The 22,780-nt window shown below is 59.6% G+C and carries 26 protein-coding genes; 7 read left to right on the top strand and 19 right to left on the bottom strand.

What is annotated here, in order from left to right; genetic code table 11:
• Positions 1 to 39 precede the first annotated feature (39 nt).
• Both RB216_RS16670 and RB216_RS16675 read left to right on the top strand, forming a co-directional pair.
• A complete protein-coding gene (locus tag RB216_RS16670) occupies positions 40 to 471 on the top strand; it encodes a hypothetical protein (RefSeq protein ID WP_068934341.1) in 432 nt (143 codons plus the stop codon).
• A gap of 46 nt (positions 472 to 517) precedes the next feature.
• Positions 518 to 1,534, top strand: a complete 1,017-nt coding sequence (locus RB216_RS16675; RefSeq protein WP_068934343.1) for a hypothetical protein — start codon at positions 518 to 520, stop codon at positions 1,532 to 1,534.
• Between the two features lie 105 nt (positions 1,535 to 1,639).
• Here the strand turns inward: RB216_RS16675 and RB216_RS16680 are convergent, their stop codons facing one another.
• From RB216_RS16680 to RB216_RS16695, 4 genes are all read right to left on the bottom strand, one after another.
• Positions 1,640 to 1,786: a hypothetical protein gene (locus RB216_RS16680; RefSeq protein WP_236318979.1), complete on the bottom strand. Its 147-nt coding sequence runs from the start codon at positions 1,784 to 1,786 to the stop codon at positions 1,640 to 1,642.
• Positions 1,787 to 1,991: 205 nt separating this feature from the next.
• Positions 1,992 to 2,951 (bottom strand): saccharopine dehydrogenase family protein, encoded by a 960-nt coding sequence (locus tag RB216_RS16685; protein ID WP_122683704.1) that lies wholly within the window; start codon positions 2,949 to 2,951, stop codon positions 1,992 to 1,994.
• Entirely contained in the window at positions 2,948 to 3,349 is a 402-nt protein-coding gene (locus RB216_RS16690) for a VOC family protein (RefSeq protein WP_308907575.1), read from the bottom strand. The genes RB216_RS16685 and RB216_RS16690 overlap by 4 nt, the downstream gene beginning before the upstream one ends.
• A gap of 16 nt (positions 3,350 to 3,365) precedes the next feature.
• Entirely contained in the window at positions 3,366 to 4,109 is a 744-nt protein-coding gene (locus tag RB216_RS16695; protein WP_308907576.1) for an SDR family NAD(P)-dependent oxidoreductase, read from the bottom strand.
• Positions 4,110 to 4,247: 138 nt separating this feature from the next.
• On the opposite strand from RB216_RS16695, the gene RB216_RS16700 reads away from it, so the two are divergent.
• Positions 4,248 to 5,132, top strand: coding sequence for an AraC family transcriptional regulator (locus RB216_RS16700; RefSeq protein WP_204941224.1), 885 nt, complete (start codon positions 4,248 to 4,250; stop codon positions 5,130 to 5,132).
• Positions 5,133 to 5,250: 118 nt separating this feature from the next.
• Here the strand turns inward: RB216_RS16700 and RB216_RS16705 are convergent, their stop codons facing one another.
• Genes RB216_RS16705 through RB216_RS16730 form a run of 6 tightly spaced genes read right to left on the bottom strand, consistent with a single transcriptional unit; the run spans position 5,251 to position 11,174 of the window.
• Positions 5,251 to 6,993 (bottom strand): ABC transporter substrate-binding protein, encoded by a 1,743-nt coding sequence (locus RB216_RS16705; protein WP_028616679.1) that lies wholly within the window; start codon positions 6,991 to 6,993, stop codon positions 5,251 to 5,253.
• A 32-nt stretch (positions 6,994 to 7,025) separates the two neighbouring features.
• Positions 7,026 to 7,298, bottom strand: coding sequence for a DUF2160 domain-containing protein (locus RB216_RS16710; RefSeq protein ID WP_016977309.1), 273 nt, complete (start codon positions 7,296 to 7,298; stop codon positions 7,026 to 7,028).
• Between the two features lie 10 nt (positions 7,299 to 7,308).
• On the bottom strand, positions 7,309 to 8,109 hold the full coding sequence (locus tag RB216_RS16715; RefSeq protein WP_003232361.1) for a carbohydrate ABC transporter permease: 801 nt from the start codon (positions 8,107 to 8,109) through the stop codon (positions 7,309 to 7,311).
• 10 nt (positions 8,110 to 8,119) lie between these two features.
• Positions 8,120 to 8,986, bottom strand: a complete 867-nt coding sequence (locus RB216_RS16720) for a carbohydrate ABC transporter permease (RefSeq protein WP_010209674.1) — start codon at positions 8,984 to 8,986, stop codon at positions 8,120 to 8,122.
• Positions 8,983 to 10,080 (bottom strand): ABC transporter ATP-binding protein, encoded by a 1,098-nt coding sequence (locus tag RB216_RS16725; protein ID WP_308907577.1) that lies wholly within the window; start codon positions 10,078 to 10,080, stop codon positions 8,983 to 8,985. Before RB216_RS16725 ends, RB216_RS16720 begins: the two co-directional genes overlap by 4 nt.
• The gene (locus RB216_RS16730) at positions 10,080 to 11,174 is read right to left on the bottom strand and encodes an ABC transporter ATP-binding protein (protein ID WP_028616681.1); all 1,095 of its coding nucleotides are present in this window, start codon (positions 11,172 to 11,174) and stop codon (positions 10,080 to 10,082) included. The genes RB216_RS16725 and RB216_RS16730 overlap by 1 nt, the downstream gene beginning before the upstream one ends.
• A gap of 247 nt (positions 11,175 to 11,421) precedes the next feature.
• Between RB216_RS16730 and RB216_RS16735 the strand changes: the two genes are divergently transcribed.
• Positions 11,422 to 13,239 carry a sigma-54-dependent Fis family transcriptional regulator gene (locus tag RB216_RS16735; protein ID WP_028616682.1) on the top strand — a complete coding sequence of 606 codons (1,818 nt, stop codon included), beginning with the start codon at positions 11,422 to 11,424 and terminating at the stop codon, positions 13,237 to 13,239.
• On the opposite strand, the gene RB216_RS16740 is transcribed toward RB216_RS16735, so the two are convergent.
• The 3 genes from RB216_RS16740 to RB216_RS16750 all read right to left on the bottom strand — a co-directional run bounded on the left by RB216_RS16740 (position 13,236) and on the right by RB216_RS16750 (position 17,020).
• Positions 13,236 to 14,168 carry a FecR family protein gene (locus RB216_RS16740; RefSeq protein ID WP_028616683.1) on the bottom strand — a complete coding sequence of 311 codons (933 nt, stop codon included), beginning with the start codon at positions 14,166 to 14,168 and terminating at the stop codon, positions 13,236 to 13,238. The two genes, RB216_RS16735 and RB216_RS16740, sit on opposite strands and share 4 nt — an antisense overlap.
• A complete protein-coding gene (locus RB216_RS16745; protein ID WP_068936663.1) occupies positions 14,165 to 14,707 on the bottom strand; it encodes a sigma-70 family RNA polymerase sigma factor in 543 nt (180 codons plus the stop codon). The genes RB216_RS16740 and RB216_RS16745 overlap by 4 nt, the downstream gene beginning before the upstream one ends.
• Before the next feature lie 201 nt (positions 14,708 to 14,908).
• Positions 14,909 to 17,020: a TonB-dependent receptor family protein gene (locus tag RB216_RS16750; RefSeq protein WP_308907578.1), complete on the bottom strand. Its 2,112-nt coding sequence runs from the start codon at positions 17,018 to 17,020 to the stop codon at positions 14,909 to 14,911.
• Between the two features lie 223 nt (positions 17,021 to 17,243).
• Between RB216_RS16750 and RB216_RS16755 the strand changes: the two genes are divergently transcribed.
• Positions 17,244 to 17,402 (top strand): hypothetical protein, encoded by a 159-nt coding sequence (locus RB216_RS16755; protein WP_162834924.1) that lies wholly within the window; start codon positions 17,244 to 17,246, stop codon positions 17,400 to 17,402.
• 5 nt (positions 17,403 to 17,407) lie between these two features.
• Entirely contained in the window at positions 17,408 to 18,034 is a 627-nt protein-coding gene (locus RB216_RS16760) for a helix-turn-helix domain-containing protein (protein WP_068936667.1), read from the top strand.
• A 60-nt stretch (positions 18,035 to 18,094) separates the two neighbouring features.
• On the opposite strand, the gene RB216_RS16765 is transcribed toward RB216_RS16760, so the two are convergent.
• From RB216_RS16765 to RB216_RS16785, 5 genes are all read right to left on the bottom strand, one after another.
• Positions 18,095 to 18,592 carry a hypothetical protein gene (locus RB216_RS16765; protein ID WP_308907579.1) on the bottom strand — a complete coding sequence of 166 codons (498 nt, stop codon included), beginning with the start codon at positions 18,590 to 18,592 and terminating at the stop codon, positions 18,095 to 18,097.
• 436 nt (positions 18,593 to 19,028) lie between these two features.
• Positions 19,029 to 19,298: a hypothetical protein gene (locus tag RB216_RS16770; protein ID WP_028616687.1), complete on the bottom strand. Its 270-nt coding sequence runs from the start codon at positions 19,296 to 19,298 to the stop codon at positions 19,029 to 19,031.
• Between the two features lie 134 nt (positions 19,299 to 19,432).
• Positions 19,433 to 20,146: a hypothetical protein gene (locus RB216_RS16775; protein WP_236318972.1), complete on the bottom strand. Its 714-nt coding sequence runs from the start codon at positions 20,144 to 20,146 to the stop codon at positions 19,433 to 19,435.
• A 421-nt stretch (positions 20,147 to 20,567) separates the two neighbouring features.
• Positions 20,568 to 20,885, bottom strand: a complete 318-nt coding sequence (locus tag RB216_RS16780; RefSeq protein ID WP_028616689.1) for a hypothetical protein — start codon at positions 20,883 to 20,885, stop codon at positions 20,568 to 20,570.
• 5 nt (positions 20,886 to 20,890) lie between these two features.
• Positions 20,891 to 21,052 carry a hypothetical protein gene (locus RB216_RS16785; RefSeq protein WP_305381461.1) on the bottom strand — a complete coding sequence of 54 codons (162 nt, stop codon included), beginning with the start codon at positions 21,050 to 21,052 and terminating at the stop codon, positions 20,891 to 20,893.
• A gap of 191 nt (positions 21,053 to 21,243) precedes the next feature.
• Between RB216_RS16785 and RB216_RS16790 the strand changes: the two genes are divergently transcribed.
• A complete protein-coding gene (locus RB216_RS16790; RefSeq protein ID WP_308907580.1) occupies positions 21,244 to 22,101 on the top strand; it encodes a diguanylate cyclase domain-containing protein in 858 nt (285 codons plus the stop codon).
• 36 nt (positions 22,102 to 22,137) lie between these two features.
• On the opposite strand, the gene RB216_RS16795 is transcribed toward RB216_RS16790, so the two are convergent.
• Positions 22,138 to 22,755, bottom strand: a complete 618-nt coding sequence (locus RB216_RS16795; protein WP_028616691.1) for a LysE family translocator — start codon at positions 22,753 to 22,755, stop codon at positions 22,138 to 22,140.
• Between the last annotated feature and the right edge of the window lie 25 nt (positions 22,756 to 22,780).

Here is a 22,780-nt window from a genome sequence, read left to right on the forward strand (position 1 = left end):
CGCTTTGAAAACCTGCCGCACACTGCGAGGAAATGGACGTTGAACACTGACGAAAAAATGACCGGGGACCTGTTCGAGGTGGATAAGCGCCTGTCACTCAAACCCGTGGTGGACTTCAACGCCTACCTGCGCAGCGCCTTCGGCGACGGCCCGTGCAGCTGCATCCGCTGCACGGCCAGCCAAGGTGATGAAACCGGCTACGAGTTCCAGCACACCTTCACCTTCGATGGCAAACCCACCCACCGCCGCTTCGCCACCACGGCGGGCAGCGATGTGTTGCAAGCGTTGAAGAAAGCCTGGTTGTCGTACACCAAGGCGGAGTTGCCATTGAGCGGTGTACTGGCGCTGGACACGGTGAAGGAGTTTGTCGAGCCGCAACTGCACAAACGCCTGGCACCGCTGTTTTTGGCCAGTGGGTTGGTCAAGGACGTAGAGGGAGAACCACACTTATTGCCTCAAACGACCGGCTGAGAGAAGCGCAGCAGTTAAAGACGACAAGACAATCATAGGGATATATATGCTGGCCACACCCGAACAGTCAGAACAATACCGAAGCTTGTTGAAGGAATATATTGAACTTCACAAAAGCGATGTATCCGACTACATACAAACCATGGCAAACCAGGTGGGTAGCACTTTATTGGGGCGCCGCGACTATACGTTCCCCATACAACATTCCACCTACCATGACGACCAGCTATTAAGCATTAAGAATCTACTGACATCTCCGATAAATGAAACCACTATTGAACTCATTCACTTTGAGATTGCAAAAACATTAAGGTATATAAGCGCGGCAGGCTCCACACCCAATTTCAGTACATCACCCATCATTCAGTTCTATATCTATCCTCAATTCAAGGAGATCCTCCTCTCCAGGATCGACGAAATCAGATTCGGCGTCACCTACACGATTTACCGTGAAAAAACTGAATATAATACTCGAAGCATTGATAAGACGACTCGAAAGATCAAGGAGTGGAGCTTAAGCATAGGCGAGTGGGAGAAGCGAGCGACAGAAGCAGAGGGCCGATATAGAGAGGTGGTATCAGGCAACAATTACCTTGGCCTGAGCCATGCCTTCGACAAGATAGTCGAAAGCAAGAACAAAGAGCTCTCAGGGCTTCTCTCTGCGCTCAAGATGGCTGGCGCACTTGCCTTATGCCTTCCTCTCTTTCAGTTGTTGCTCGGGATAGTACTTTTCTTCTTTAGCAAAGAAACCACTCTCCCGTTCCTCACGCTCACGTTTTCAGTTGCCGTAGAGATTATCTTGATCTACTACTTCAGACTAATTCACACACGCTGGACAGTGCTAAAAAATCAAGTATCACAACTCGAGCTCAGAAGTTCCATGTGCGCATTTGTTCATGATTATGCTGCCAAGTCCAAGGACTTGGAGCGCGAAACCCTCATGAAATTTGAAAACATGATTTTCTCCGACGTTATCAGCGATAACTCACCACCTCCCAGCATTTACGACGCAGCCGACTCAATAGCCAAACTGCTAGGTGCATGGAAGAAACCAGGACCATAAATCAATACACATTCAATGCCCCTAGGCCCTAACCACGTAAGAATTGCATTCGCTGGCATCGTTATCGTAACAAGCAAATAGTCACTTTGTGATCCGAGACACTTTTTATACGCCCGCCAGCACCCTTGGATCACCGGAGCGCCAGACGTTATTCACCGTCACCCGTCGACTCAGCCAGACGCTTGCCTCCCTGACCAGCTCAACGTCATAACGGCTCTTCATCGTGCCGCGATGGGTCGCTTTGCGGCACATGCTGCGTCTCCACCAAGGCGTCCAGACGGGCGCTGCCCCCTTCCAGTGTCACTCGCGCGTTACTCACGGAGTGCGTGGTATCGAGCTGGCTGAGCGCCCCAGACAGCGCGGCGACGATGGTGTCGCAGCCTTCCAGCACGGGGCGTTCACGTGTCGGCGGTGGTTTGAAACTCAGTAGACGTCATGGGGGCAATTTCTGTGGCGATTAGTAATCAATGATCTGCGTACCGGCAATCGTCTGGGCAAAGCCCGCGCCGAACAGTTTGGCCGGGGTTTCGAAACCGGCCCGGCGTTCGCCACCGAGCACACGGCGTGCAGCTTCCACGGCGGCCAGTGGGGTGTAGCTGTAGCCGTTGATGGTCTCGATGACCGAGCGCGCCACCGAGCCGTCGATGCCGGTGACTTCGGCCACGGCGCGCACGCGGTGGGCGTCACGTTGGGCCTGGGTAGGACCATCGGGCAGCAGCGACAGGTCGCCCTCAGGAAAGGCTTCGCCGGTGATGCGCACAAACATGGCGATCGTCGGGATGGCACTGGAGTGCCAGGCGGTCACCAAGTCACCAAACGACAACGGCGCGCACAGTGCCGGTCCGTCGCCAAAGTCCAGGTGCTGAGGCTGGGCGTCCGGTGTGGCGACCAGTTCGCCATCGATGCGTGCCATCACGCCTGCACCGAGGATCTCGCTGACACTCATGGCCGAACCACGCGACATAGCGCCAGGCACCTGCAAGGCGATTTTTATCGACTGCGGCTGTTGCACACGGCGGGCGACGTGCATGGCCAGGCAGTCGGTGGGCACCACGTCCCAACCCACGCCGGGCAGCAACATCACGTCCGCTTCGGCGCCCAGTTGTTCGGCAAGGCGGTACACGTTGATTTCGGCGGTGATGTCCAGGTAGTCGGTGCCATTGGCAATACAAGCGCGCATCAGCGCTGCGGCGGTCTGGGCGAACGGCCCGGCAAAGTTGAGCAGCACGTCGATGCCTTCCAACTGGGCGGTATCTGCCGTGAATACGCGGTACGGCGCGTCCAACTCAACCGCCAGGGATGCCAGGCGCTCGGCGTTGCGGCCGGCCAATACCAGGTTGAGACCCAGGGTTTTCGCGTGCTGCGCCGCCATACGTCCGGTGTAGCCGGTGGCGCCGTAGATCATCAGGGTTTTCATGAGGTGTGCTGCCAGTTCTTGTAGACGAATTCGAGGCTGTAGTCGTCCGGGTCAAGCACGTTGGCCGCGTAGTAGTTGGGGTCATAGTGCAGGCGTGCGCCCGGTGCGCCATTGTCGGTGGCGCCGTTGGCCAGGGCGGCGGCGTAGGCGTTGTCCACCTCGGCGCGGTTATTGGCGACGAAGCCCACATGCACCGCTCGCCCTTCCACCACGCCTTCGCGCAGCCAGAAGAACATCCGGCCATTGGCGCCAAAGCCCTTCAGGTCCGGGTGGCCGGGCGGGCCGTCCTTGCCGTCGTAGTCATGCCGCGCGGTGATGCCGAGGGGCGTCAGGGTGGCTTCATAGAAGCGGATCGAGCGTTGGATATCGCTCACCGAAATAAACAGATGATCGAGCATGGTGGAGCCTCCTGATTCAGATGATGTAGCCGCCCGCGACCTCGACGGTCTGAGCATTGATCCAGCGGCCTTCTTCCGACAGCAACAAGGCGATAACCCGCGCCACGTCTTCCGGTTCGCCTACACGGCCGAGGGCGGTTTGCCCGGCCAGCAGCGCTTCGAATTCATCGTTCAAGCCGCCGCCCAGTTCGGTGCGAATGGCTCCGGGGGATACGGCATTGGCGCGGATACGTCGTTCACCGAATTCCTTGGCAATGTAACGCGTGAGCACATCCAGGCCGCCCTTGAACGCCGCGTAAGGCGCGACGCCCGCCGTCGCCACACGGGTAGTGGCGCTGGTGAGGTTGACGATGCTGGCGTGTTCTTCCAGCAGCGGCAGCAGGGTTTGGGTCAGGAAAAACGGGCCCTTGAGGTGCACGTTGAACAGGTCGTCGAATTGCGCCTCGGTCACCGACTCAAGGGGGTTGAACAAACCATAGCCGGCGTTGTTCACCAGGCCGCTCAAGGTGCCCGCGCCCCAGGTGGCCTGCAAGGCGTGCGTCACGGCATCACGAAATGCCGCGAACGTGCTGACAGTGGCAACATCCAATTCCAGCGCCACGGCTTTGCCGCCGCTGGCCTCGATGCGCTGAACCACCGCCAGTGCCGCGTCCGAGTTGCGGTTGTACGTCAGGATTACCCCATGCCCCTGACGTGCACACAGCTCGGCGGTACTGGCACCGATCCCACGGCTGCCTCCGGTAATCACGATAACGCCCATGGCCTGCTCCACTGCTGAAAAGTTGAGTGGCCACAGTAGCCATCGCCCGACTCCTCAACGCAGCCGTTCCTACTCCAATCCTGCCTGTTTCTGCTTTTTGCTTGCACGACGCTCAACGGAAGGCACAGCATGGCCGCCATGAATACTCAATTGATCGAATTGCGCGCCTTGGCCGCCAAGGCCGAAAACCGCCGCACCGAGACCGGCATCCCCCGCGTGGCGATGGTCCAGGGGGCGATTCCCGAGCATATGCTGGCGGCGGTGTATGACCCGATGATCAACCTGATCCTGCAAGGCAGTAAGTGCATGACCGTGGGCGACCGCACCCTGCATTACGACCCGGCGACCTATTTTGTGATGTCCATCGAGTTGCCCGCAGTCGGCGTGGTGAACCCGGCGATCACAGGCGAACCCTACCTGGCGGTGAGCCTGACGCTTGACCCGACCGTCCTGACCACCCTGCTCAACGACCTGCCGGCACCCAACGGACGGTGCGAACAGGAAGCCGGTTTCTCCGTGGCGGCCGTCACGCCCGCCTTGATGGATGCCTGGGTGCGCATGTTGCGCCTGATGGGCGACCCGGTGGCGATTGCCGCCTTGGCGCCCGCGTACGAACGGGAAATCCTCTACCACGTGCTGCAAGGCCCTCACGGCTGGATGTTGCGCGAGATTGCCGCACCGGACACCGCCATGGCGCGGGTCAGCCGGGCGATCCAGTGGATCCGGCGCGACTATGCCGAGCCGATTCGTGTGGAGGCGTTGGCGCAGAAGGCTGCAATGAGCGTTTCGGCATTTCACCGGCACTTCAAGGCGGTGACCAACCTCAGCCCGTTGCAGTACCAGAAACGCGTGCGGCTGTTGCAGGCGCGCACGTTGATGGTGGCCAGCGCCAGCAGCGTGACCAGTGCGGCGTTTGAGGTGGGGTATGAAAGCGCGACCCAGTTCAGCCGGGATTATGCGCGGGTGTTCGGGTTGCCGCCGGCACGGGACACGGCGCGAATCTTAGCGGCGGCGCGAGACTGATGTGGCGAGGGAGCTTACTCCCGCTGGACTGCGCAGCAGGCCCATTTTTTGGGGCCGCTTCGCGGGCCAGCGGGAGCAAGCTCCCTCACCACAGGTTCAGCGTCAATGACTCAATGCGTTACTTGCGCGCCGCCTCCCACTGTTTAAGCAAGTCGCCATAAGCCACGGTCTCGCCTTTCGGCTTCTCGTTGGCCAGTTTCGGTTTCGGCGCGCCCGGCTGGTCGAACCAGTATTGCGCGTCACGCTCTGGGTTCATTTTCGGGCCGCACACCGGTTGCACCTTGGAGCGTTCCAGGCGCGTCATGATCGCGTCCTGTTCCTTGGCCAGGTTGTCCAGCGCCTGCTGCGGGGTTTTCTCGCCGCTGGCGGCCGCCGCGATGTTGCTCCACCACAGTTGTGCCAGGCGTGGATAGTCGGGCACGTTGGTGCCGGTCGGCGACCATTCGGTACGGGCCGGGCTGCGATAGAACTCCACCAGGCCACCCAGTTTCGGCGCCATGTCGGTCATGGCCTGGGAGTTGATGTCGGACTCACGGATCGGCGTCAGGCCGACGATGGTCTTCTTCAGCGAGACGGTTTTCGAGGTCACGAACTGCGCGTAGAGCCAGGCCGCGAGTTTCTGCTTCTCAGGCGTCGACTTGAGGAAGGTCCAGGAACCTACGTCCTGATAGCCCTTCTTCATGCCCTTTTCCCAGTACGGTCCTACCGGCGACGGCGCCATGCGCCACTTCGGCGTGCCGTCGGCATTCACCACCGGCAAACCCGGTTTGACCATGTCGGCGGTAAACGCGGTGTACCAGAAAATCTGCTGGGCGATGTTGCCTTGGGACGGCACCGGGCCGGATTCGGAGAAGGTCATGCCCGCCGCCTCCGGTGGCGCGTAGGCTTTCATCCAGTCCACGTATTTCTGGGTGGCGTAGACGGCGGCAGGGCCGTTGGTGTCGCCGCCACGGGTGACGCTGGAGCCGACCGGGTGGCAGTCCTCCACGCGAATGCCCCACTCGTCCACCGGCAAGCCGTTCGGCAGGCCTTTGTCGCCACCACCGGCCATGGAGAACCAGGCATCGGTGAAGCGCCAGCCCAGGGACGGGTCTTTCTTGCCGTAGTCCATGTGCCCGTACACGCGCTTGCCGTCGATTTCCTTGACGTCTTCGCTAAAGAACTTGGCGATGTCTTCATACGCCGACCAGTTCACCGGCACGCCGAGTTCATAACCGTACTTTTCCTTGAACTTGGCTTTCAGGTCCGCGCGCTCAAACCAATCGGCGCGGAACCAGTACAGGTTGGCGAACTGCTGGTCGGGTAGCTGGTAGATCTTGCCGTCCGGCGCAGTGGTAAAGGAGATACCGATAAAGTCCTTGATATCCAGGGTCGGCGAGGTGAAGTCCTTGCCTTCGTTGGCCATCAGGTCGGTGATGGATTCGGTCTTGCCGTAGCGAAAGTGCGTACCGATCAGGTCCGAGTCATTGACCCAGCCGTCATAGATGTTCTTGTCGGACTGCATCTGGGTTTGCAGCTTCTCCACCACGTCGCCTTCCTGCAGCAGGTCGTGGGTCAGCTTGATCCCCGTGATTTCGCTGAAGGCCTTGGCCAGCACCTTGGACTCGTACTCGTGGGTGGTGAGGGTTTCCGACACCACGTTGATCTTCATCCCACGGAACGGTTCCGACGCCTTGATAAACCACTTGAGTTCCTCAAGCTGCTGTTCAGCGGTGAGGGTGGACGGTTTGAATTCGCTGCCGATCCATTTTTTCGCGGCATCTTCGTACGCATCGGCCCAAGCCGAAGCGCTCAAACCGCTGAGGGCCAGTACGGCGGCCAATGAAATGCTATGTCGCAGCTTATTGTTCTTATTCAACATAGAGACCTCCAGGTTGTTTATTCACAAGGGCATCAGCCCCAACGCATCACACTCAACAGCCATACCAGGGAGAGCGCGGACGCCACCCAGATGCTCCAGTCGGTAGCGCCAATGACCAGTAAATGCAGGTAGGCACTGCCGAGAAGACCGATAAACAAACGATCACCACGGGTGGTGCTGATCGGTAACAAACCGCGCCGAGGAATGCTCGGCGAACGCAATTCCCAGGTGGTCATGCCCGCGAGGATCAGGGCTATGGCACCAAAGAACAGCGCGGTGGGGGTGGTCCAGGCCATCCATTCCATCATCGACTCCTCAGACCCGGCCCAGGGCAAAGCCCTTGGCCACGTGGTTGCGAACAAACCAGATCACCAGCATGCCGGGAAGGATAGTCAACACCCCCGCCGCCGCCAGCACGCCCCAATCGATACCCGACGCCGAGACCGTGCGCGTCATTACTGCCGCGATGGGCTTGGCGTTGACCGAGGTCAGGGTGCGCGCCAGCAGCAGTTCGACCCAGGAAAACATGAAGCAGAAAAACGCGGTCACCCCGATGCCGGAGCCAATCAACGGGATGAAGATCTTCACGAAGAACTTGGGAAACGAGTAGCCGTCGATGTAGGCGGTTTCGTCGATTTCCTTGGGCACCCCGGACATGAAGCCTTCGAGGATCCACACCGCCAACGGCACGTTGAACAGGCAGTGGGCCAGGGCTACGGCGATATGGGTGTCAAACAGACCAATCGACGAATACAGCTGGAAGAACGGCAGCAGAAACACCGCCGGCGGCGCCATGCGGTTGGTCAGCAGCCAGAAGAACAGGTGCTTGTCACCCAGGAAACGGTAGCGCGAAAACGCATAGGCCGCCGGCAGCGCCACGCTCAGGGAGATCACCGTGTTCAGGCTTACGTAGTACAGCGAGTTGAGGTAGCCGGTGTACCAGCTCGGGTCGGTAAAGATCACCTTGTAGTTGGCCAAGGTGAAATCCTGCGGAAACAGCGTCAGCCCGCCGAGGATTTCGGTGTTGCTCTTGAAGGACATGTTCAGTAGCCAGTAGATCGGCACCAGCAGGAACAGGATGTAGATCAGCAGCGGAATAAGCTTGCGCTTGCTCATGTTGGCGGCCTCAGCGGTTGGCGTCGGAGTGGGTCATGGCGGTGTAGAACAGCCAGGACACCAACAGGATGATCAGGAAATACACCAGCGAGAAAGCCGCCGCCGGGCCCAGGTCGAATTGGCCTACGGCCATCTGGGTCAGCGTCTGACTCAGGAACGTGGTGGCGTTACCCGGCCCGCCGCCAGTGAGGACGAACGGTTCGGTATAGATCATGAAGCTGTCCATGAAGCGCAGCATCACCGCGATCAGCAGCACGCTTTTCATCTTGGGCAACTGGATATGTCGGAACACCGCCCAAGGCGATGCCCGATCAATCCGCGCAGCCTGGTAGTACACGTCCGGAATCGCGCGTAGCCCGGAGTAGCAGAGCAGCGCCACCAGCGACGTCCAGTGCCATACATCCATTACCAGCACCGTGACCCAGGCGTCCATGGTGTTGGCCGCGTAGTTGTAGCTGATACCCAAGGCGTTGAGGCTGTAACCCAGCAAACCGATATCGGCGCGGCCAAAAATCTGCCAGATCGTACCCACCACGTTCCAAGGGATCAGCAGCGGAATCGCGAGAATGATCAGCACCAGCGACGACCAGCGGCCCTTGGTCGGCATGGTCAGGGCGATGGCGATGCCCAGCGGAATTTCGATCAGCAGCACGCAGGCCGAGTAGATGAACTGGCGCAGCAGCGAGTCGTGCAGACGCGGGTCAAGCAGCACCTGCTTGTACCAGTCGGCGCCGACGAAGTAGCGGCTGGACTGGTCAAAGATGTCCTGCACCGAGTAGTTGACCACGGTCATCATCGGGATCACCGCGCTGAACGCCACCAGCAGGAACACTGGCAACACCAGCCACCAGGCCTTGTTGTTCTGCACCTTGTTCATGGCTGCACCTCCAGCAGGTAATCGTCGGCGTACACCATCAGCCACTGCGCGGGAAAGCTGATGGAGGCCTTGCCTTCGGGCACCGGTTTGTCTTCGGCCAGGCGCACCTTGAGCAACGCGCCATCCAGGTTGAGGGTGATGATTTTGTAGGTGCCAAGGTCTTCCAGGTGTGTGACCTCGGCCTGCAGGGCGTCGGGATTGTGCTCGTCCCACACGTGGATGAATTCCGGGCGGATGCCGACCTGCAGTTTCTGGTAGTCGGTGCTGGCAATGCGTTGCTGCAGCGCCTCGGACAACGGCAGATGGGTGCCGGCAAAGCGCACCCCGCCCGCCTCCGCCTGCACCTCGATCAGATTCATCCCAGGACTGCCGATGAAATAGCCGACAAAAGTGTGGCTAGGCCGTTCGAACAGGTCACGCGGCGTGCCGAATTGCACGATTTGCCCGCCGTACATCACCGCGATTTTGTCGGCGAAGGTCGAGGCCTCCAACTGGTCGTGGGTGACGTAGACCATGGTGATGTTGAACTGCTCGTGGATCTGTTTGAGCTTGCGCCGCAGTTTCCACTTGAGGTGCGGGTCGATCACCGTCAGCGGTTCATCGAAAAGGATCGCCGACACGTCATCACGCACCAGGCCACGGCCCATGGAGACTTTCTGTTTTTCGTCGGCGGTGAGGTTGCGGGCCTTTTTGCTCAGTAGGTTTTGCAGGTCGAGGACTTCGGCAATTTCCTGCACTTTGCTGTGAATTTTCGCCTCGGCCATGCCCTGGTTACGCAGCGGGAACGCCAGGTTGTCGAACACCGTCATGGTGTCGTACACCACCGGGAACTGGAACACCTGGGCGATGTTGCGTTTTTCCGGGGTGAGGTCGTTCACGACTTTGGCGTCGAACAACACCTGGCCTTCGGACGGGCTGAGCAGGCCGGAGATAATATTGAGCAAGGTCGACTTGCCGCAGCCCGACGGCCCAAGCAAAGCGTAGGCTCCACCCTGCTCCCACACATGGTTCATTTCCCGGATGGCGTAGTCCTCAGGACCACTTGGCGTAGGGCTGTAGCTGTGCGCCAGGTTCTGCAAATGGATCTCGGCCATCAGGCAACCCTCGCGACACGGCGCCCGGGGGCCTGGACCAAACGGCCCTGACCATCGAACACAAACAGTTTATGGGTGGGGATGTACACACGGATCGGCGCGTCGACGTCGTACTCGTGCACGCCCGGCAGGTGCAGTACCAGCAGGAAATGCTCGCTGCGTACGTGCAGGAAGGTTTCCGAACCGCTGATCTCCGCGACTTCCACGGTGACCGCCAGCTCCAGGTCGTCATCGTTGCTCGGCACCAGGCTGATATGGCTGGGGCGTACGCCGAAACGGAACTCGCCTTCGCCGATGGGACGCAGGTCGACGTTGAGCGGGAAGTGCACGAAATTGGCGAAGCTCACTTCGTTGCCACTGATGCGACCTGGCATCAGGTTGATCGGCGGCTCGGAAAACAGCTCGGCGGCCAGCACCGTCTGCGGCTGGTGATACACCTCGGCGGCCTTGCCGCTCTGGATCACCCGGCCTTCATGCAGGATGGTGGTGGTGCCGCCGAGGGCAAGGGCTTCATTGGGCTCGGTGGTGGCATAGATGGCAATGGTATGGCGCGCGGCGAACAGCTCGCGCATTTCCTGACGCAGCTCTTCGCGCAGTTTGTAGTCCAGGTTCACCAGCGGCTCGTCGAACAGGATCAGCTCGGCGTCCTTGACCAGCGCGCGGGCCATGGCCGTGCGTTGCTGCTGGCCGCCGGAGAGCTCCAACGGGTGGCGCTGGAGGAATTTTTCGATACGCAGCATTTTCGCGGTTTCTAGCACCTTGCCCTGGATCACCTCGTTGGACACACCGGCCTGGCGCAAGGGCGAGGCGATGTTTTCGAACACGGTCATGGTCGGGTAGTTGATGAACTGCTGGTACACCATCGACACGTTGCGCAGGCGCACCGGTTTTTGCGTGACATCCACGCCGTTCATCAGGATGCGGCCGCTGTTGGGCTTGTCCAGGCCGGCCATCAGGCGCATCAGGCTGGTCTTGCCGGACAGGGTGCGGCCGAGCAGGACGTTGAAGGAACCGGCTTCGAATCGCAGGGTGGCGTCGTCGATCCAGGTTTGGCCTTCGACAACGCGGGAGACATTTTCCAGGGTCAATGACATGACACGACCTTTTTATTATTGGAATGAATCTGGCAATCCGCTAGAGCGAGTTTCGTGCCAGAACTGGCAGGTGCTTGATCCACAAGGAAATGACGAGAGAGCGATGCTCAGGAGTGAACAGAAATGAACAACCCTGGCTGAACAACTGAACACTCAGGGGGTTGACAATGAACAGCACTGAACAACACTAGTTAGGCCCCCGCGCCTGCGGGCCCCCATAAAAACAATAAAAAGCAGAAGGTCGCCCATGGCCGAACCACTGGCTCACGACACCCTTATCCAGGAATCCTGGCGCCGTTGCCGCGCCTTCGGCCTGGATCACCAGAGCACGCCCAGCTTCGACCAACTCCCCGCCGAGGGCATCAGTCAATTGCTGGAAAGCCAGCATTCGCTGGTGCAGACCACCCATCAGGAAGTGCTGCCCTACTACGAAAACATCCTCAGCAATTCCAATTGCCTGATCATGTTGGCCGACAACCAGGGCCAGGTGCTGACCAGTTGGGGCACCCAGCGTTTTATCGAGCCCAAGCTGGCGCGTGGCTTCAACCCTGGCGCCAGTTGGATGGAGCGCTCCAGCGGCACCAATGCCATCGGCACCGCGCTGGCGTGTGCCCAGGCGGTGCATATCGAACACGATGAACACTTCCTCAAGGCTAACCGCTTCATGACCGGCTCGGCGGCGCCGATCTTCGATGCCCAGCGCGAAATCATCGCAGTGCTGGATGTGTCCAGCGACAGCTACCTGCCGCCCTCCCACACCCTGGGCATGGTCAAGATGATGAGCCAGACCGTGGAAAACCGGCTGATCCTCAATCTGTTTCGCGGCGAGCACTTCCAACTGACCTTCAACACCGGCCTGAGCAACCTCGACAGTCAATGGGCGGGCTTGTTGATTTTTGATGAGAGCGGCCAGGTGTTGTCGGCCAACCGGCGTGCCGACAACCTGCTGGGTATCAGCTTGTCGCGGGTGATGATCGACAGTTTGTTCAAGGTGTCATTGCTGGAGTTGTTGAACCAGCCGGAAGGGCTGCCCTTCTCCCTGCAAGCCGCGGGACGCAACCGTTTCCAATGTTTGTTGAGACGCCCCAAGCAGGTACCCGTGCAGGCACGCGTGTTCACCGAGCCAACGCCGCCGAAGCCTGCGTCGATCGGTCTCAAGACCCTGCACTTTGGCGATGTGCGCGTGGAAAAAGCCGTGCGTCAGGCCGAACGCTTACTGGAGAAGGACATTCCGCTGCTGATCCACGGCGAGACCGGCGTGGGCAAGGAAGTGTTCGTCAAAGCTCTGCACCAGGCCAGTTCGCGCAGCCAGAAGGCGTTTATCGCGGTGAACTGTGCGGCGATTCCCGCCGAACTGGTGGAATCGGAACTGTTCGGCTACGAAAAAGGCGCCTTTACCGGCGCCAATCAGAAAGGCAGCATCGGCCTGATCCGCAAGGCCGACAAAGGCACGCTGTTTCTCGATGAGATCGGTGATATGCCCCTGCCGACCCAGGCCCGTTTGCTGCGGGTGTTGCAGGAACGCTGTGTGCAGCCGGTGGGCAGCAGCGAATTGTTCCCGGTGGACTTGCGCATCATCTCGGCCACTAACCGCGCGTTGCGTGAGCTGGTACAGGCCGGACGTTTCCGTGAAGACTTGTACTACCGCATCGGCGGCCTGACCCTGGAACTGCCGCCGTTGCGCGAACGGACCGACAAGCAGGCGCTGTTCCAGCAACTGTGGCAGCAGCACCGCGAGCCGACTCAATGGGCGGGCCTCAGCGCCGAAGTGCTGGCGCTATTCGAGCAGCATCCGTGGCCGGGGAATCTGCGTCAGGTGAGCAGCGTGTTGCAGGTGGCGCTGGCCATGGCCGAAGAACAACCGATCCGCGCAGAGCATCTGCCGGATGATTTCTTTGTCGACTTGAAGGTGGAGCCGCCGCTGCCCGCCAGTGAATACCTGGATGACAGCATTGACCTGAACCAGCGCTTGAAGGCGGCCGGCGGCAACATCTCCCACCTGGCGCGGGAGCTGGGGGTGAGCCGCAATACCCTGTACAAACGTCTGCGCCAGCACGAACGCTAGCGCGGCTTGACCACCACCAGCAGGTCGGTGAAGTACTCCACCTGGATCGGCAAGTTGTCAGCCAGTGACGAGAGCGCCGCCGCCGTGTCGTCCAGCTTGAACACGCCGGACACCCGCAGGTTCTGCAAGGCCTGGGGATCGAAGCGCAGCATGCCGTGGCGGTAGCTGGCGAGGGTTTGCAGCACCTCGCTCAAGGGTTGGTCATTGACCTTGAGCAGGCCACGGGTCCAGGCGTCCGGGTCGCTGTTGCCGATGGCTTGCGGCGGTTGGGCACGGCCATGGTCGAGGACCGTACGCTGGCCGGCCGTGACCTTGACCCCGTCGCGGGTGTCGCCTTTGACCGCGACGGTGGACTCGATCACCGTGACCACCGTGGCGCCATCCGCCGCACGCTTGACCAGATAACGCGTGCCCAATGCCGTGGCCGTCCCTTGGTCGGTACGCACCACGAACGGCCTTTGCGCATCCTTGGCCACCTCCACCCAGAGCTCGCCCTGCAGCAGTTCGATGACCCGTTGATGGCCGTCGAACTTCACGTCCACCGCGGAATTGCTGTTGAGCTGCAACTGGCTGCCGTCTTCAAGGGCGATCTGCCGGCGCTCGCCAACGCCGGTGCGCTGGTCGGCCATCCAGACCGGCAGGTGTTGCAGGCCCAACCAGCCGCACAAGACTACGCCAAGCAAGCCCACCACCTGCGCACCCCGCGGGCGTCGTGGAGTGAATGCGCGGTTCAGGGCAATGCGTGCGGGTTTGGCCGGCAGCGTATCGAGGCTGCCCCATAACGCGCCCATGCGTTCGATGGCCACGGCATGACGCGGGTCGGCCGACCGCCAGGTGTTGAACGCCTGGCGGTCGGCTTCGGTGACGCCTTCGTCGTGCAGGCGGGTAAGCCACTGCGCCGCTTGCTGGATGATCTGTTCGGAACTCATGCCAGCGGGTCTGCCGGGTGCAGGCTGTGGTAGCAGTGCACCAGGGCACTGGAGATGTAGTTTTTGACCGTGCTGGGTGACACGTCCAGACGTGTGGCGATTTCGCTGTAGGTCAGCCCATCGAGACGACTCAAGAGGAACGCTTCGCGGGCCTTGGCCGGCAATCCGGCAAGCATCTCAGCAATGCGTTCCAGGGCTTGCAGCGCCACATGAATAGCGGCCGGGTCGGGCATGCCTGCGTCTTCGCTCTGGATCACCAGGGCTTCCATGTAGGCTTTTTCGATGCGACGACGACGGGCGCCATCGATCAGCAACCGCCCTGCCGTGGTGGCGAGGAATGCACGCGGCTCTTTGATCTGTTGGGGTTCGGCCAGCATCAAGACGCGAATGAAGGCGTCATGGGCAAGGTCGGCAGCATGTTGGGAACACCCGAGCTTCCTGCGCAGCCAGCCATGCAACCAACCGTGGTGCTCGCTGTACATCGCCGTAAGGGTCTGCTGCCGGACGGAGTCGCCCAGCGCGGCCGGAATGTCATGCATGCGCAAAAAGATCTCAAATGGGAATAGTTGCCAATTGCGCAAACAATGCCAGTAAAACGGTGTAGGAGCAAGTGCCGCTCCTATGTCGGATGCTGCCCACTGTAGGAGCCCGGCTTGCCGGCGATGGCGCCCTTGAGATCGCTATCGCCGGCAAGCCGGGCTCCTACAGTGGAACGGAGGTGTTTTAAAAATGACGTTCCTTTAGCGCCAGCTCCAGGACACACCGGTGTAGAGGCCACGGCCGTCCGCTGGCGTGGAGCGCGCCATGTCTACGCCCTTGTCGTCATACCCCGGCGTGACGGTATTGGCGTAGCGCCGGTTGGTCAGGTTGCGCAGGTCGACCCAAGCTTGCCAATCCTGCTTGGGTGCGTCGTAGCCGAAGGTAGCGCCGAGAATGGTGTAGGACGCGGCGTAGTAGGAATTGGCGTAGTCCACCGCCACTCTTGATGAATGCTCGGTGTTGAGGCTGGTGTAGAAACCGGTCGGATGGCTGTAGCGCACTTGCGCCTGATAGTAATGCTTAGGGATGCCCGGCAAGGTGTTGTCGCCGAAACGGTCGTCGTCGCGGTAGTGGAAGTCACTGAAAGTGTAGGCCTGGCGCAGGGCGAGCTGGCCGTCGCGGCCGCCTTCCCATAACGGGCTGAGCAGGCTGAGTTCCACGCCCTGGTGAATTGTCGGGCTGGCATTGTTTTCAGCGACGATGGCGTTGCTGGTCGACGTCTGGGGCTGGGTTTCCACGGTGAGCAACTCATGGCGTACTTCGGAGCGGTACAGCGCCAGGTCCCACTGGCCGAGCCACGTTTCACCACGGCCGCCGATTTCCAGGGTGGTGGCGGTCTGGTTTTTCAGACTCACGCCTTCACGTGCCAAGCCTTTGGCCGGGCCACTCGCAAAGTATCTGCTGGAACCCCAGATCATCGACCACGCATGCGGCGGCTCGACCGAACGGCTCAGGTTGCCGTACACCTGCAGTTGCGGGGTAAAGTCATACCGCAGGCCGATGCGCGGGGCGTAGTCCCAGTCATGCTGGCTGAGCGGCGCCTGTCCTTCTGGGTAGGTGACTTGGGTCTCGCGACGCGTGTAGATTGCCGCCAGGCCGGTGGTCAGCCACAGGTCGGGGACCAGTTCGAGGTCGTTACCGACATGCAACACGGTGTCGGAACCCAGGTAGCTGTAGTCACGGGTCTTGGTGCCGGGCGCGTAGCCGGCAGTATTGCCGGCCGGCGTGCGCACGTATTCCGAAGCGCCGTTATTGGGCATCGCCTGGGTGGTGCGCAGGCCAACGGTGGTTTTGCTGTCGTGGCCGAACAGCGTGTCCTGGCGGATGTAATTGAGGGTGCTGCTGATATCGGTGTAAGCGACTTTCAGGCGGTTGGTGCCTTCGCGCAGGTCCATCGGGTAGTCGTGGTACGCCAGGCCGACTTCGACCCGGGCATTGTCATCCAACTGCAAGGTGGTTTTGTTGGCGATCCAGGTAGACCCTGGTTGCAGGCGCTTGGAATCGCGGGCGGCGTTGAGGCTGTTGGCCGCGCGTGGGTCATGGCTGATCTGGCTGCGCGTGAGTTTGCCGGGGGTGTCGTTGGTGGTTTCGCGGTAGCGGAAATAGAAGCGGGTTTCCAGGTCCGGGTTGAAACGGTAGCCGAAGTTGCCGGCCACGCCCTTGCCGGTGCCGGCGCTCTGGCGCTGGTAGCCGTCGGACTCGGAGTCGGTGAGGCTGATGTAGTAGTCAGCGTCCCCCAACACCTGGCCCGAGCTGATCTCGCGCTGGGCGTAGCCTTTGCTGCCCGCTTCGTAGCGCAGTTGCAGCTTGGGTGCGTCGTAGCCGGTGCGCGTCACGTAGTTGACGGCGCCACCGAGGGCCAAGGCACCCTGGTCAAAACCGTTGGCGCCCCGCAGCACCTCGACGCGGCTTTGCCACAACGGGTCTTTCAGCTCATAAGGTGTGCCGCCGGGACCGGTCAGCGGCAGGCCATCGAACATTTCGTATAGACCGGAGGCATGGGAACCGGGGCTGCGGTTCAGGCCCGAACCGCGAATCGAGAGTTTCACCCCTTCGTTGTTCGCCGCCTTGGCGTATACCCCGGGCTGGTACTTGAACACGTCTTCGTTGGTGCTCACCCGCCCCTGCTGCACACTATTCATGTCGATGTAGTTGGTGCCGCCGGGCACGCTCTTGAGCTGCGCCTCAGCCACTTCACCCGCACTGGCTTCGCTGCCGGTAACTTCGACCGGGGCCAATTGCAGGTCTTCGGCGTGCACCAGCGAGCTTAACGTCAGGGCGGCAAACAGCAACGGAGAGTGGCGCAACAGCATCAGGCAGGTCCTTGGAATTCGGGGGGCACGTGGTGGGAAGGCTGGGACGCTCGCCAGGTCACTCCTTATTAACGGACCAGAGCCTTCCTACAACAGCGCCGGACCGGAATCCTTTGCTAAGTCCGAAATCGAATTACCACATGCAAACTCAGTATTTAAAGAAATAACCGCCACGCATTACTGTGGAGTCACTGAGTCAACCACGTACCCAGAGATCGCCCCCATGCACGTATCCGCCACCGTCATCGACTTCACACTCCACCGTAAACGCCGCCAAGCGCGTGCAGCGGCCGAGTTGATGTGGGCGATGTACGCAGCGCGTGCCGGGCTGGCGGTATTTACCGCTCAAGCCGCCACGTCCAGCGATACCCGCCGGGCGTAAGGCCGATGAATTTCCTGCACGTGATTCCAGAACCACCTGAACCGCTGCCCAAGCCCGGCACTGACGACGATGTAATCAGCCAGTGCGTCGCCCACAACCTGCAACGCCTGCGCAGTAAGCGCCATTTGTCTCTGGACGGGTTGGCGCGCGCCTGTGGCGTGAGCCGAGCGATGCTGGCGCAGATCGAATCCGGGCGCAGCGTGCCGTCGATCAAGGTTCTGTGCAAGATCGCCAAGGGTCTGAAGGTATCTGTGGCAGCGTTTCTGGAGGACCGCGCGTTTGAGGGGGTGGAGGTGCTGCCGGCGCAACAGAGCAAGCGCCTGGTCAGTGCCGATGGTGCGTTTATCAGCCGAGCGTTGTTCCCCTACGATACGGCACGCCAATCAGAGTTTTACGAGATCCGCCTGCGGGCGCTGGGCGAGGAGATTTCCAAAGGCCACGGGCCCGGTATCCAGGAAAACCTGGTGGTGGCCCAAGGGGTGTTGGAAGTCAGCGTCAACGATGAGCGCTACCTCCTTTCAACCGGCGACTCGATCTTGTTCTACGCCGATCAGCCCCACCGCTACCGCAACCCGGCAGACAGCGAGGCAGTGGCCTTCCTGGTGATCACTTACCCCGAGCGCCTGGATTGACCTGGATTGAAATGCAAAACGCCCCGAATAATCGGGGCGTTTTTTATTGCGCCGGACCTATCAGCAGGTGCAGCACATCATCGGCATGCCGTTGCAGCTCATCATCATCGGCATAGCGCAGTCGTTCATCATTTTGTTCATCAGCATGCAGCAGTTTTTCATCATGTCCATGCTCATGCCCGGCATTGGCATCATTTTGCACATCATGCTGTCACCCATCAGCGTGCATTCCATCACGCACTTCATCATCGGCATTGGGATGCCCATCATCGGCATCATGTTCATGCCCGTCATCATGGCCATGGCATCGGCCGACATGCACATCATCGACATATTGGCGCACTGCATCATCATCGGCATGCCGCAGTTCATCATCATCGCCATCATTTCGGCGTTGGTCTTGAACTGAGCCATGTCCATGCCCGCGGCCGGCTTCATGGTGCATATCATGGCGTCCGCGGCCATTTCGCATTTCATGGTGGCCATCATCATCGGCATGCCCATCATCGGCATCATTGGCATGGCGGTGTTCATTGGCATCTGCATGGCATTCATCATCTTCGAAACTCCGTAATCGACAAGAAATGAGTAAGTTCTGGCGTCGATTCTAAAGCCGGAGAACGGCGGCGCAAGACGACGGCAGAGCAGCAGGAATGGGTGTTCGGAGGGAAGCTTAGTTGAATAGAACAGCTGTAATGGTTGTAAAAGCGACGATTTCGGCACTCTTGCAGTGTCAATAACTGCTGTATTTCGCCATTTGACGCTATGGATATTCGATGGAGGAATAGAGACCAATCTTAAGGAAATAAACGTTCTAACGGATGGGGAGACGCAACCATTCGACACTTCATGACTTGGGAAGCTAAAACCCCAGCCTCCCGACCACGTCATCTAAATCCAGCGTTTAGTTCGAAATACTGTGAAAGCCAAACTGCAGCCCAGTATGTTCACCTGTAGCTGGTTCGTAGACGCTGCCGCCCCACACACAAAACCCTCAGCTATCGAAGACTTTCAGCACCCGCATCAATTCTTCCGCTTCTGATCCAGGAACAAACCGGAAGCCATACATCTCATCAGTGCTGAGAATTTCGCCCAATACCTCCAGCAATTGCGCCTCAGTCGGTGAATCACGCAGTAACTTGTGCGCGGGCAGGAGCAAATCGGACGAAACGCCTTGAACGCTCGCCGCGTCGATCACTGCAAACAGGATAAAACGCAAGCGTATTTCTCTTTCAGTAGGCCAAACCGTTTTTCGCTTTCCCATGGTAAAGGCCTCAGATTTCAGAAAAATCCGAGGCTATTGATGAGCGCGAAGTGTTTCAAGCATGGGGCGGCAAGATAGGCAAAGTCCTACACGTCAAAAGGAAACACCGTACACTTATCCTGAGGCTGACCCGTTTATTGCACCGGCAAAAAATTCATCAGCAACAAACTCTGCGCATAGTTCAGGCCAATACGCCGGTAGCGTTCGTCGAGCATCTGGGTCAGCAGGTCGAGACGCGCGACGATCTTGCCGAACTCCACCGCGAAACTGAGGTTGCTGCCCTCCTCCGATATCTCGTTGGAAAACAGCAGCAGCACGCCATTCGCATCCTGGCGTTTGCTCAGCAGCCAGGTGGCCTTCTCGATATTGCGCGCAGCATTGCTGACGAACTGCGGGTCGATCGAGTCGGTGATGTAGAACTCGGTACGTCCGCCGTGGGCGGTCACGATCATGCTGCCGATGGCATAGATAAAAGCGCCGACCCGATCGCCCTTGAAGTCCGGCCCCAAGGAATAGCTCAGCGCCTCCAGATCACGCCGATCGCCCAGCGCGGGCAGGGATCGACGCTGCTCAATGGCCTGGCGAATCTCCCGCGCCGCCGTCACAGCGTCTGGGTACCCCGACTGCCGCCACTGGCTGGGGTTGCGCAGATAGAGCTTGTTCATCAGCAAATACAGGCTCTGCAGGTTGTCGCGCATACCCAGTGTCGCCATGCGATCGACACTGGTCTGGAAGAACTCATCGGGCTTGCCATTGCTGAACTGCTTGGCGATATCCCGACCCTGTTGCTGGCTGCAACCGCTGGCACACAGCATTAACAAGACCGCCAGCAGCAACGGCTGGCGCATCCGCCGACTGTTAAAACAAGGAAACGTGCGATACATCGGCACCCGATCTGATTCATCCGCCCACGCGGGGGATCGGCGGGACTGGGACAAGGATAGAGCGGAGAAATCCAGAAAAGTGCAGCGGTCGAGAGCAGATAGTTGTAACTAAAGACCGCTGGGCAGATGAATGGGCTTGATTCTGAATAATTCTTTTCAGGATCTATACTCATTAAAACAGCAGTACAAAGGGTGATGGCGATGAAACATCCAATTCGTGCGCAAATGGTTGTTCAGATGATTTGCCTGCTTTCGGTGGCACAGCTTTTTTGCTGAGCTGCAGGTCAGGGTTTCCACACTCAGCCGCCGTTGCGGCGGTGGAAGGTATTGCCAACTACCCACTCCAATCTGGCCCGACATCCGAATGCCGGGCCAGCACGTGCAGCTACAGCAAGACAGTGGCCAGCATGCCCAAGGCCCCCAGGCAAAACCCGATCAACGCACCTCGCCCGGGAAACTCCTGGAACAGCACCCAGATCACGACCGGTTCCAGCAGCAATAACGAGGTGACGGAAACCACTGTGACCACCCAGATATCACCGACCGCCCGATACCCCAGCCAATAAGCCCCCAACAGACACAGCCCCGCAAAGCACATCACCACCACCGGCATGATGAATGCCTGCCACGAGCCGTCACTGGCTTGAGCCAGCCTGGCAGTGACTACCTCACTGTAGATTGCACAAAACTCACCGACGACCATCAATCCTAAAGCAGAAACTCCGAGTAATTCTTTGGACATATCAAAAACTCCTTCGTATTCAACGCACTGTTTTTCAACTCCCAGCGGGCGATGCCGCTGCCGAGGGTCTCGTTGCAGCGATACGAAGCAGCCTTGAACAGGCCTGAATTGCCGAAGTGCTTTTGCATGCTCATGTCCTTTATAGGGGTGAGTCTCAGCGACCAGATTAGGCGCCGGCTCCGATCATACGTTTGGCCAGCGGTTTTTAACAATCAGGGCACAATTGGCATGAACGGCATTAAAAATGTGCAATCCCCCTAGGCGCCTTACGTGATGATCGGGCTATGATCGGCCATCTGAACCGGACGCCCTATGCCCCATGCCCGTTGACCTGCAAGCCCTTTATCCCAAACTGATCCACTTGATGCTGGATACGGTCTTCGTCGTCGACAGCGATAACCAGATTGTCTTCGTGAGCGATGCCTGCGAGGCACTGCTCGGCTACCGCGCCCAAGAGTTGACCGGCACCCCGATCACCGACTACATGCACCCTGAAGACCTGGCGCGCACCCGCGCCTCCATTGTGCGGGTCATGAATGGCCAACCCCACGTCGACTTCCGCAATCGTTACCTGCGCAAGGATGGCAGCGTCGTGCACATTCTGTGGGCGGCCTTCTGGTCCAAGGAAGTCGGCGCGCGGATCGGTGTCGCGCGGAACGTGACGGCGCTCACCCAGGCCGAGGAAGAATTACGCTTTCTCGCCCATCATGATCCGCTGACGGCCCTCACCAACCGCTCGCTGTTCAATGAGCGACTGAACCAAGCCCTGCAATCCGCACGGCATCACAACCAAACGCTCGCTTTGCTGTTTCTGGACATCAATGACTTCAAGGGCATCAACGATGTGCATGGCCATGCCATGGGCGACCGCGTGCTCTGTGTGATTGCCCGACGACTGGAGCGCTGCGTGCGCGAGAGCGACCTGGTAGCCCGGATGGGCGGAGATGAATTTACCGTGCTGATCACGGATGTTCAGTCACAGGATGCGATGGCCGGCAAGGTGGCGCAGATACTGGCGGTCATGGCTGAGCCGCTGGGCACTGAGTTTGGCGGGGTCAAGATGCCGTCGTGCAGCGTCGGCGTAGCGTTTTACCCGGCGGATGGGGAAGATGCGGATACGCTATTGAGTCATGCGGACGGGGAGATGTATCGGGTGAAAAGGTTGCGGTGGAATTAATCGCCAGCCGGGCTGGCGATGATCTTCTGTGACGACCTAGCTCGAACGCTGAGCAATCGCCAATGACGCACCAAAGGCCACAAGCAGGCCACCAAACACTTGGTCAATCCAACGCCGTGCGGCCAGCAACTTCTCACGCACCCGCCCAGCGGAGAAGCACAGCGCGACCAGGCTGAACCACGCGACGTGTGCCCCCGCGATAAACACGCCATAGGCCATCTGCACGGCTACGCCCGTTTCCGGTCGCACCACCCCCATGAACAGACTGACAATGAAAATCGCGGTTTTAGGATTCAACGCATTGGTCAGAAACCCGCTGCGCAGCGCCGCCAGATCGGACAGGGCCGGCGCCGGAGTGTCGGCATGCTCACTCGCTGGCCTGGCACGCAGCATGTTGATACCCAGGTAGACAAGGTACGCCGCTCCGGCCAGCTTCAACAGGGTGAACAACCACAGGCTTTGTTGAAGTACCCACCCGAGACCGAGCAGCGTATAGCCCACGTGTACCAGCACCCCCATTCCGATTCCCAGCGCCGTGAAAACACCCGCCCGCCGGGACAGTAGCAACCCGTTGCGGGAAACCATGGCGAAATCCGGCCCAGGACTGATACATGCCAACAGTGTGATGGTGATTACTGCTATCCATTCGTTCATGGTGTACCTTGAGAAATATCGATCA

It is taken from the genome of Pseudomonas canadensis (assembly GCF_030980095.1).
GTDB classification, from domain to species: domain Bacteria; phylum Pseudomonadota; class Gammaproteobacteria; order Pseudomonadales; family Pseudomonadaceae; genus Aquipseudomonas; species Aquipseudomonas canadensis.

Bases quoted from the DNA above. Each gene is read 5' to 3' on its own strand.
- RB216_RS16730 (WP_028616681.1), bottom strand. From the start codon at position 11,174: ATGTCATTGACCCTGGAAAATGTCTCCCGCGTTGTCGAAGGCCAAACC.
- RB216_RS16690 (WP_308907575.1), bottom strand. From the start codon at position 3,349: ATGCTCGATCATCTGTTTATTTCGGTGAGCGATATCCAACGCTCGATC.
- RB216_RS16715 (WP_003232361.1), bottom strand. From the start codon at position 8,109: ATGAGCAAGCGCAAGCTTATTCCGCTGCTGATCTACATCCTGTTCCTG.
- RB216_RS16680 (WP_236318979.1), bottom strand. From the start codon at position 1,786: ATGTGCCGCAAAGCGACCCATCGCGGCACGATGAAGAGCCGTTATGAC.
- RB216_RS16750 (WP_308907578.1), bottom strand. From the start codon at position 17,020: ATGCTGTTGCGCCACTCTCCGTTGCTGTTTGCCGCCCTGACGTTAAGC.
- RB216_RS16760 (WP_068936667.1), top strand. From the start codon at position 17,408: ATGAATTTCCTGCACGTGATTCCAGAACCACCTGAACCGCTGCCCAAG.
- RB216_RS16700 (WP_204941224.1), top strand. From the start codon at position 4,248: ATGAATACTCAATTGATCGAATTGCGCGCCTTGGCCGCCAAGGCCGAA.
- RB216_RS16695 (WP_308907576.1), bottom strand. From the start codon at position 4,109: ATGGGCGTTATCGTGATTACCGGAGGCAGCCGTGGGATCGGTGCCAGT.
- RB216_RS16710 (WP_016977309.1), bottom strand. From the start codon at position 7,298: ATGGAATGGATGGCCTGGACCACCCCCACCGCGCTGTTCTTTGGTGCC.
- RB216_RS16765 (WP_308907579.1), bottom strand. From the start codon at position 18,592: ATGATGAATGCCATGCAGATGCCAATGAACACCGCCATGCCAATGATG.
- RB216_RS16725 (WP_308907577.1), bottom strand. From the start codon at position 10,080: ATGGCCGAGATCCATTTGCAGAACCTGGCGCACAGCTACAGCCCTACG.
- RB216_RS16685 (WP_122683704.1), bottom strand. From the start codon at position 2,951: ATGAAAACCCTGATGATCTACGGCGCCACCGGCTACACCGGACGTATG.
- RB216_RS16770 (WP_028616687.1), bottom strand. From the start codon at position 19,298: ATGGGAAAGCGAAAAACGGTTTGGCCTACTGAAAGAGAAATACGCTTG.
- RB216_RS16795 (WP_028616691.1), bottom strand. From the start codon at position 22,755: ATGAACGAATGGATAGCAGTAATCACCATCACACTGTTGGCATGTATC.
- RB216_RS16735 (WP_028616682.1), top strand. From the start codon at position 11,422: ATGGCCGAACCACTGGCTCACGACACCCTTATCCAGGAATCCTGGCGC.
- RB216_RS16720 (WP_010209674.1), bottom strand. From the start codon at position 8,986: ATGAACAAGGTGCAGAACAACAAGGCCTGGTGGCTGGTGTTGCCAGTG.
- RB216_RS16745 (WP_068936663.1), bottom strand. From the start codon at position 14,707: ATGCATGACATTCCGGCCGCGCTGGGCGACTCCGTCCGGCAGCAGACC.
- RB216_RS16775 (WP_236318972.1), bottom strand. From the start codon at position 20,146: ATGCGCCAGCCGTTGCTGCTGGCGGTCTTGTTAATGCTGTGTGCCAGC.
- RB216_RS16780 (WP_028616689.1), bottom strand. From the start codon at position 20,885: ATGGTCGTCGGTGAGTTTTGTGCAATCTACAGTGAGGTAGTCACTGCC.
- RB216_RS16675 (WP_068934343.1), top strand. From the start codon at position 518: ATGCTGGCCACACCCGAACAGTCAGAACAATACCGAAGCTTGTTGAAG.
- RB216_RS16740 (WP_028616683.1), bottom strand. From the start codon at position 14,168: ATGAGTTCCGAACAGATCATCCAGCAAGCGGCGCAGTGGCTTACCCGC.
- RB216_RS16785 (WP_305381461.1), bottom strand. From the start codon at position 21,052: ATGCAAAAGCACTTCGGCAATTCAGGCCTGTTCAAGGCTGCTTCGTAT.
- RB216_RS16755 (WP_162834924.1), top strand. From the start codon at position 17,244: ATGCACGTATCCGCCACCGTCATCGACTTCACACTCCACCGTAAACGC.
- RB216_RS16705 (WP_028616679.1), bottom strand. From the start codon at position 6,993: ATGTTGAATAAGAACAATAAGCTGCGACATAGCATTTCATTGGCCGCC.
- RB216_RS16790 (WP_308907580.1), top strand. From the start codon at position 21,244: ATGCCCGTTGACCTGCAAGCCCTTTATCCCAAACTGATCCACTTGATG.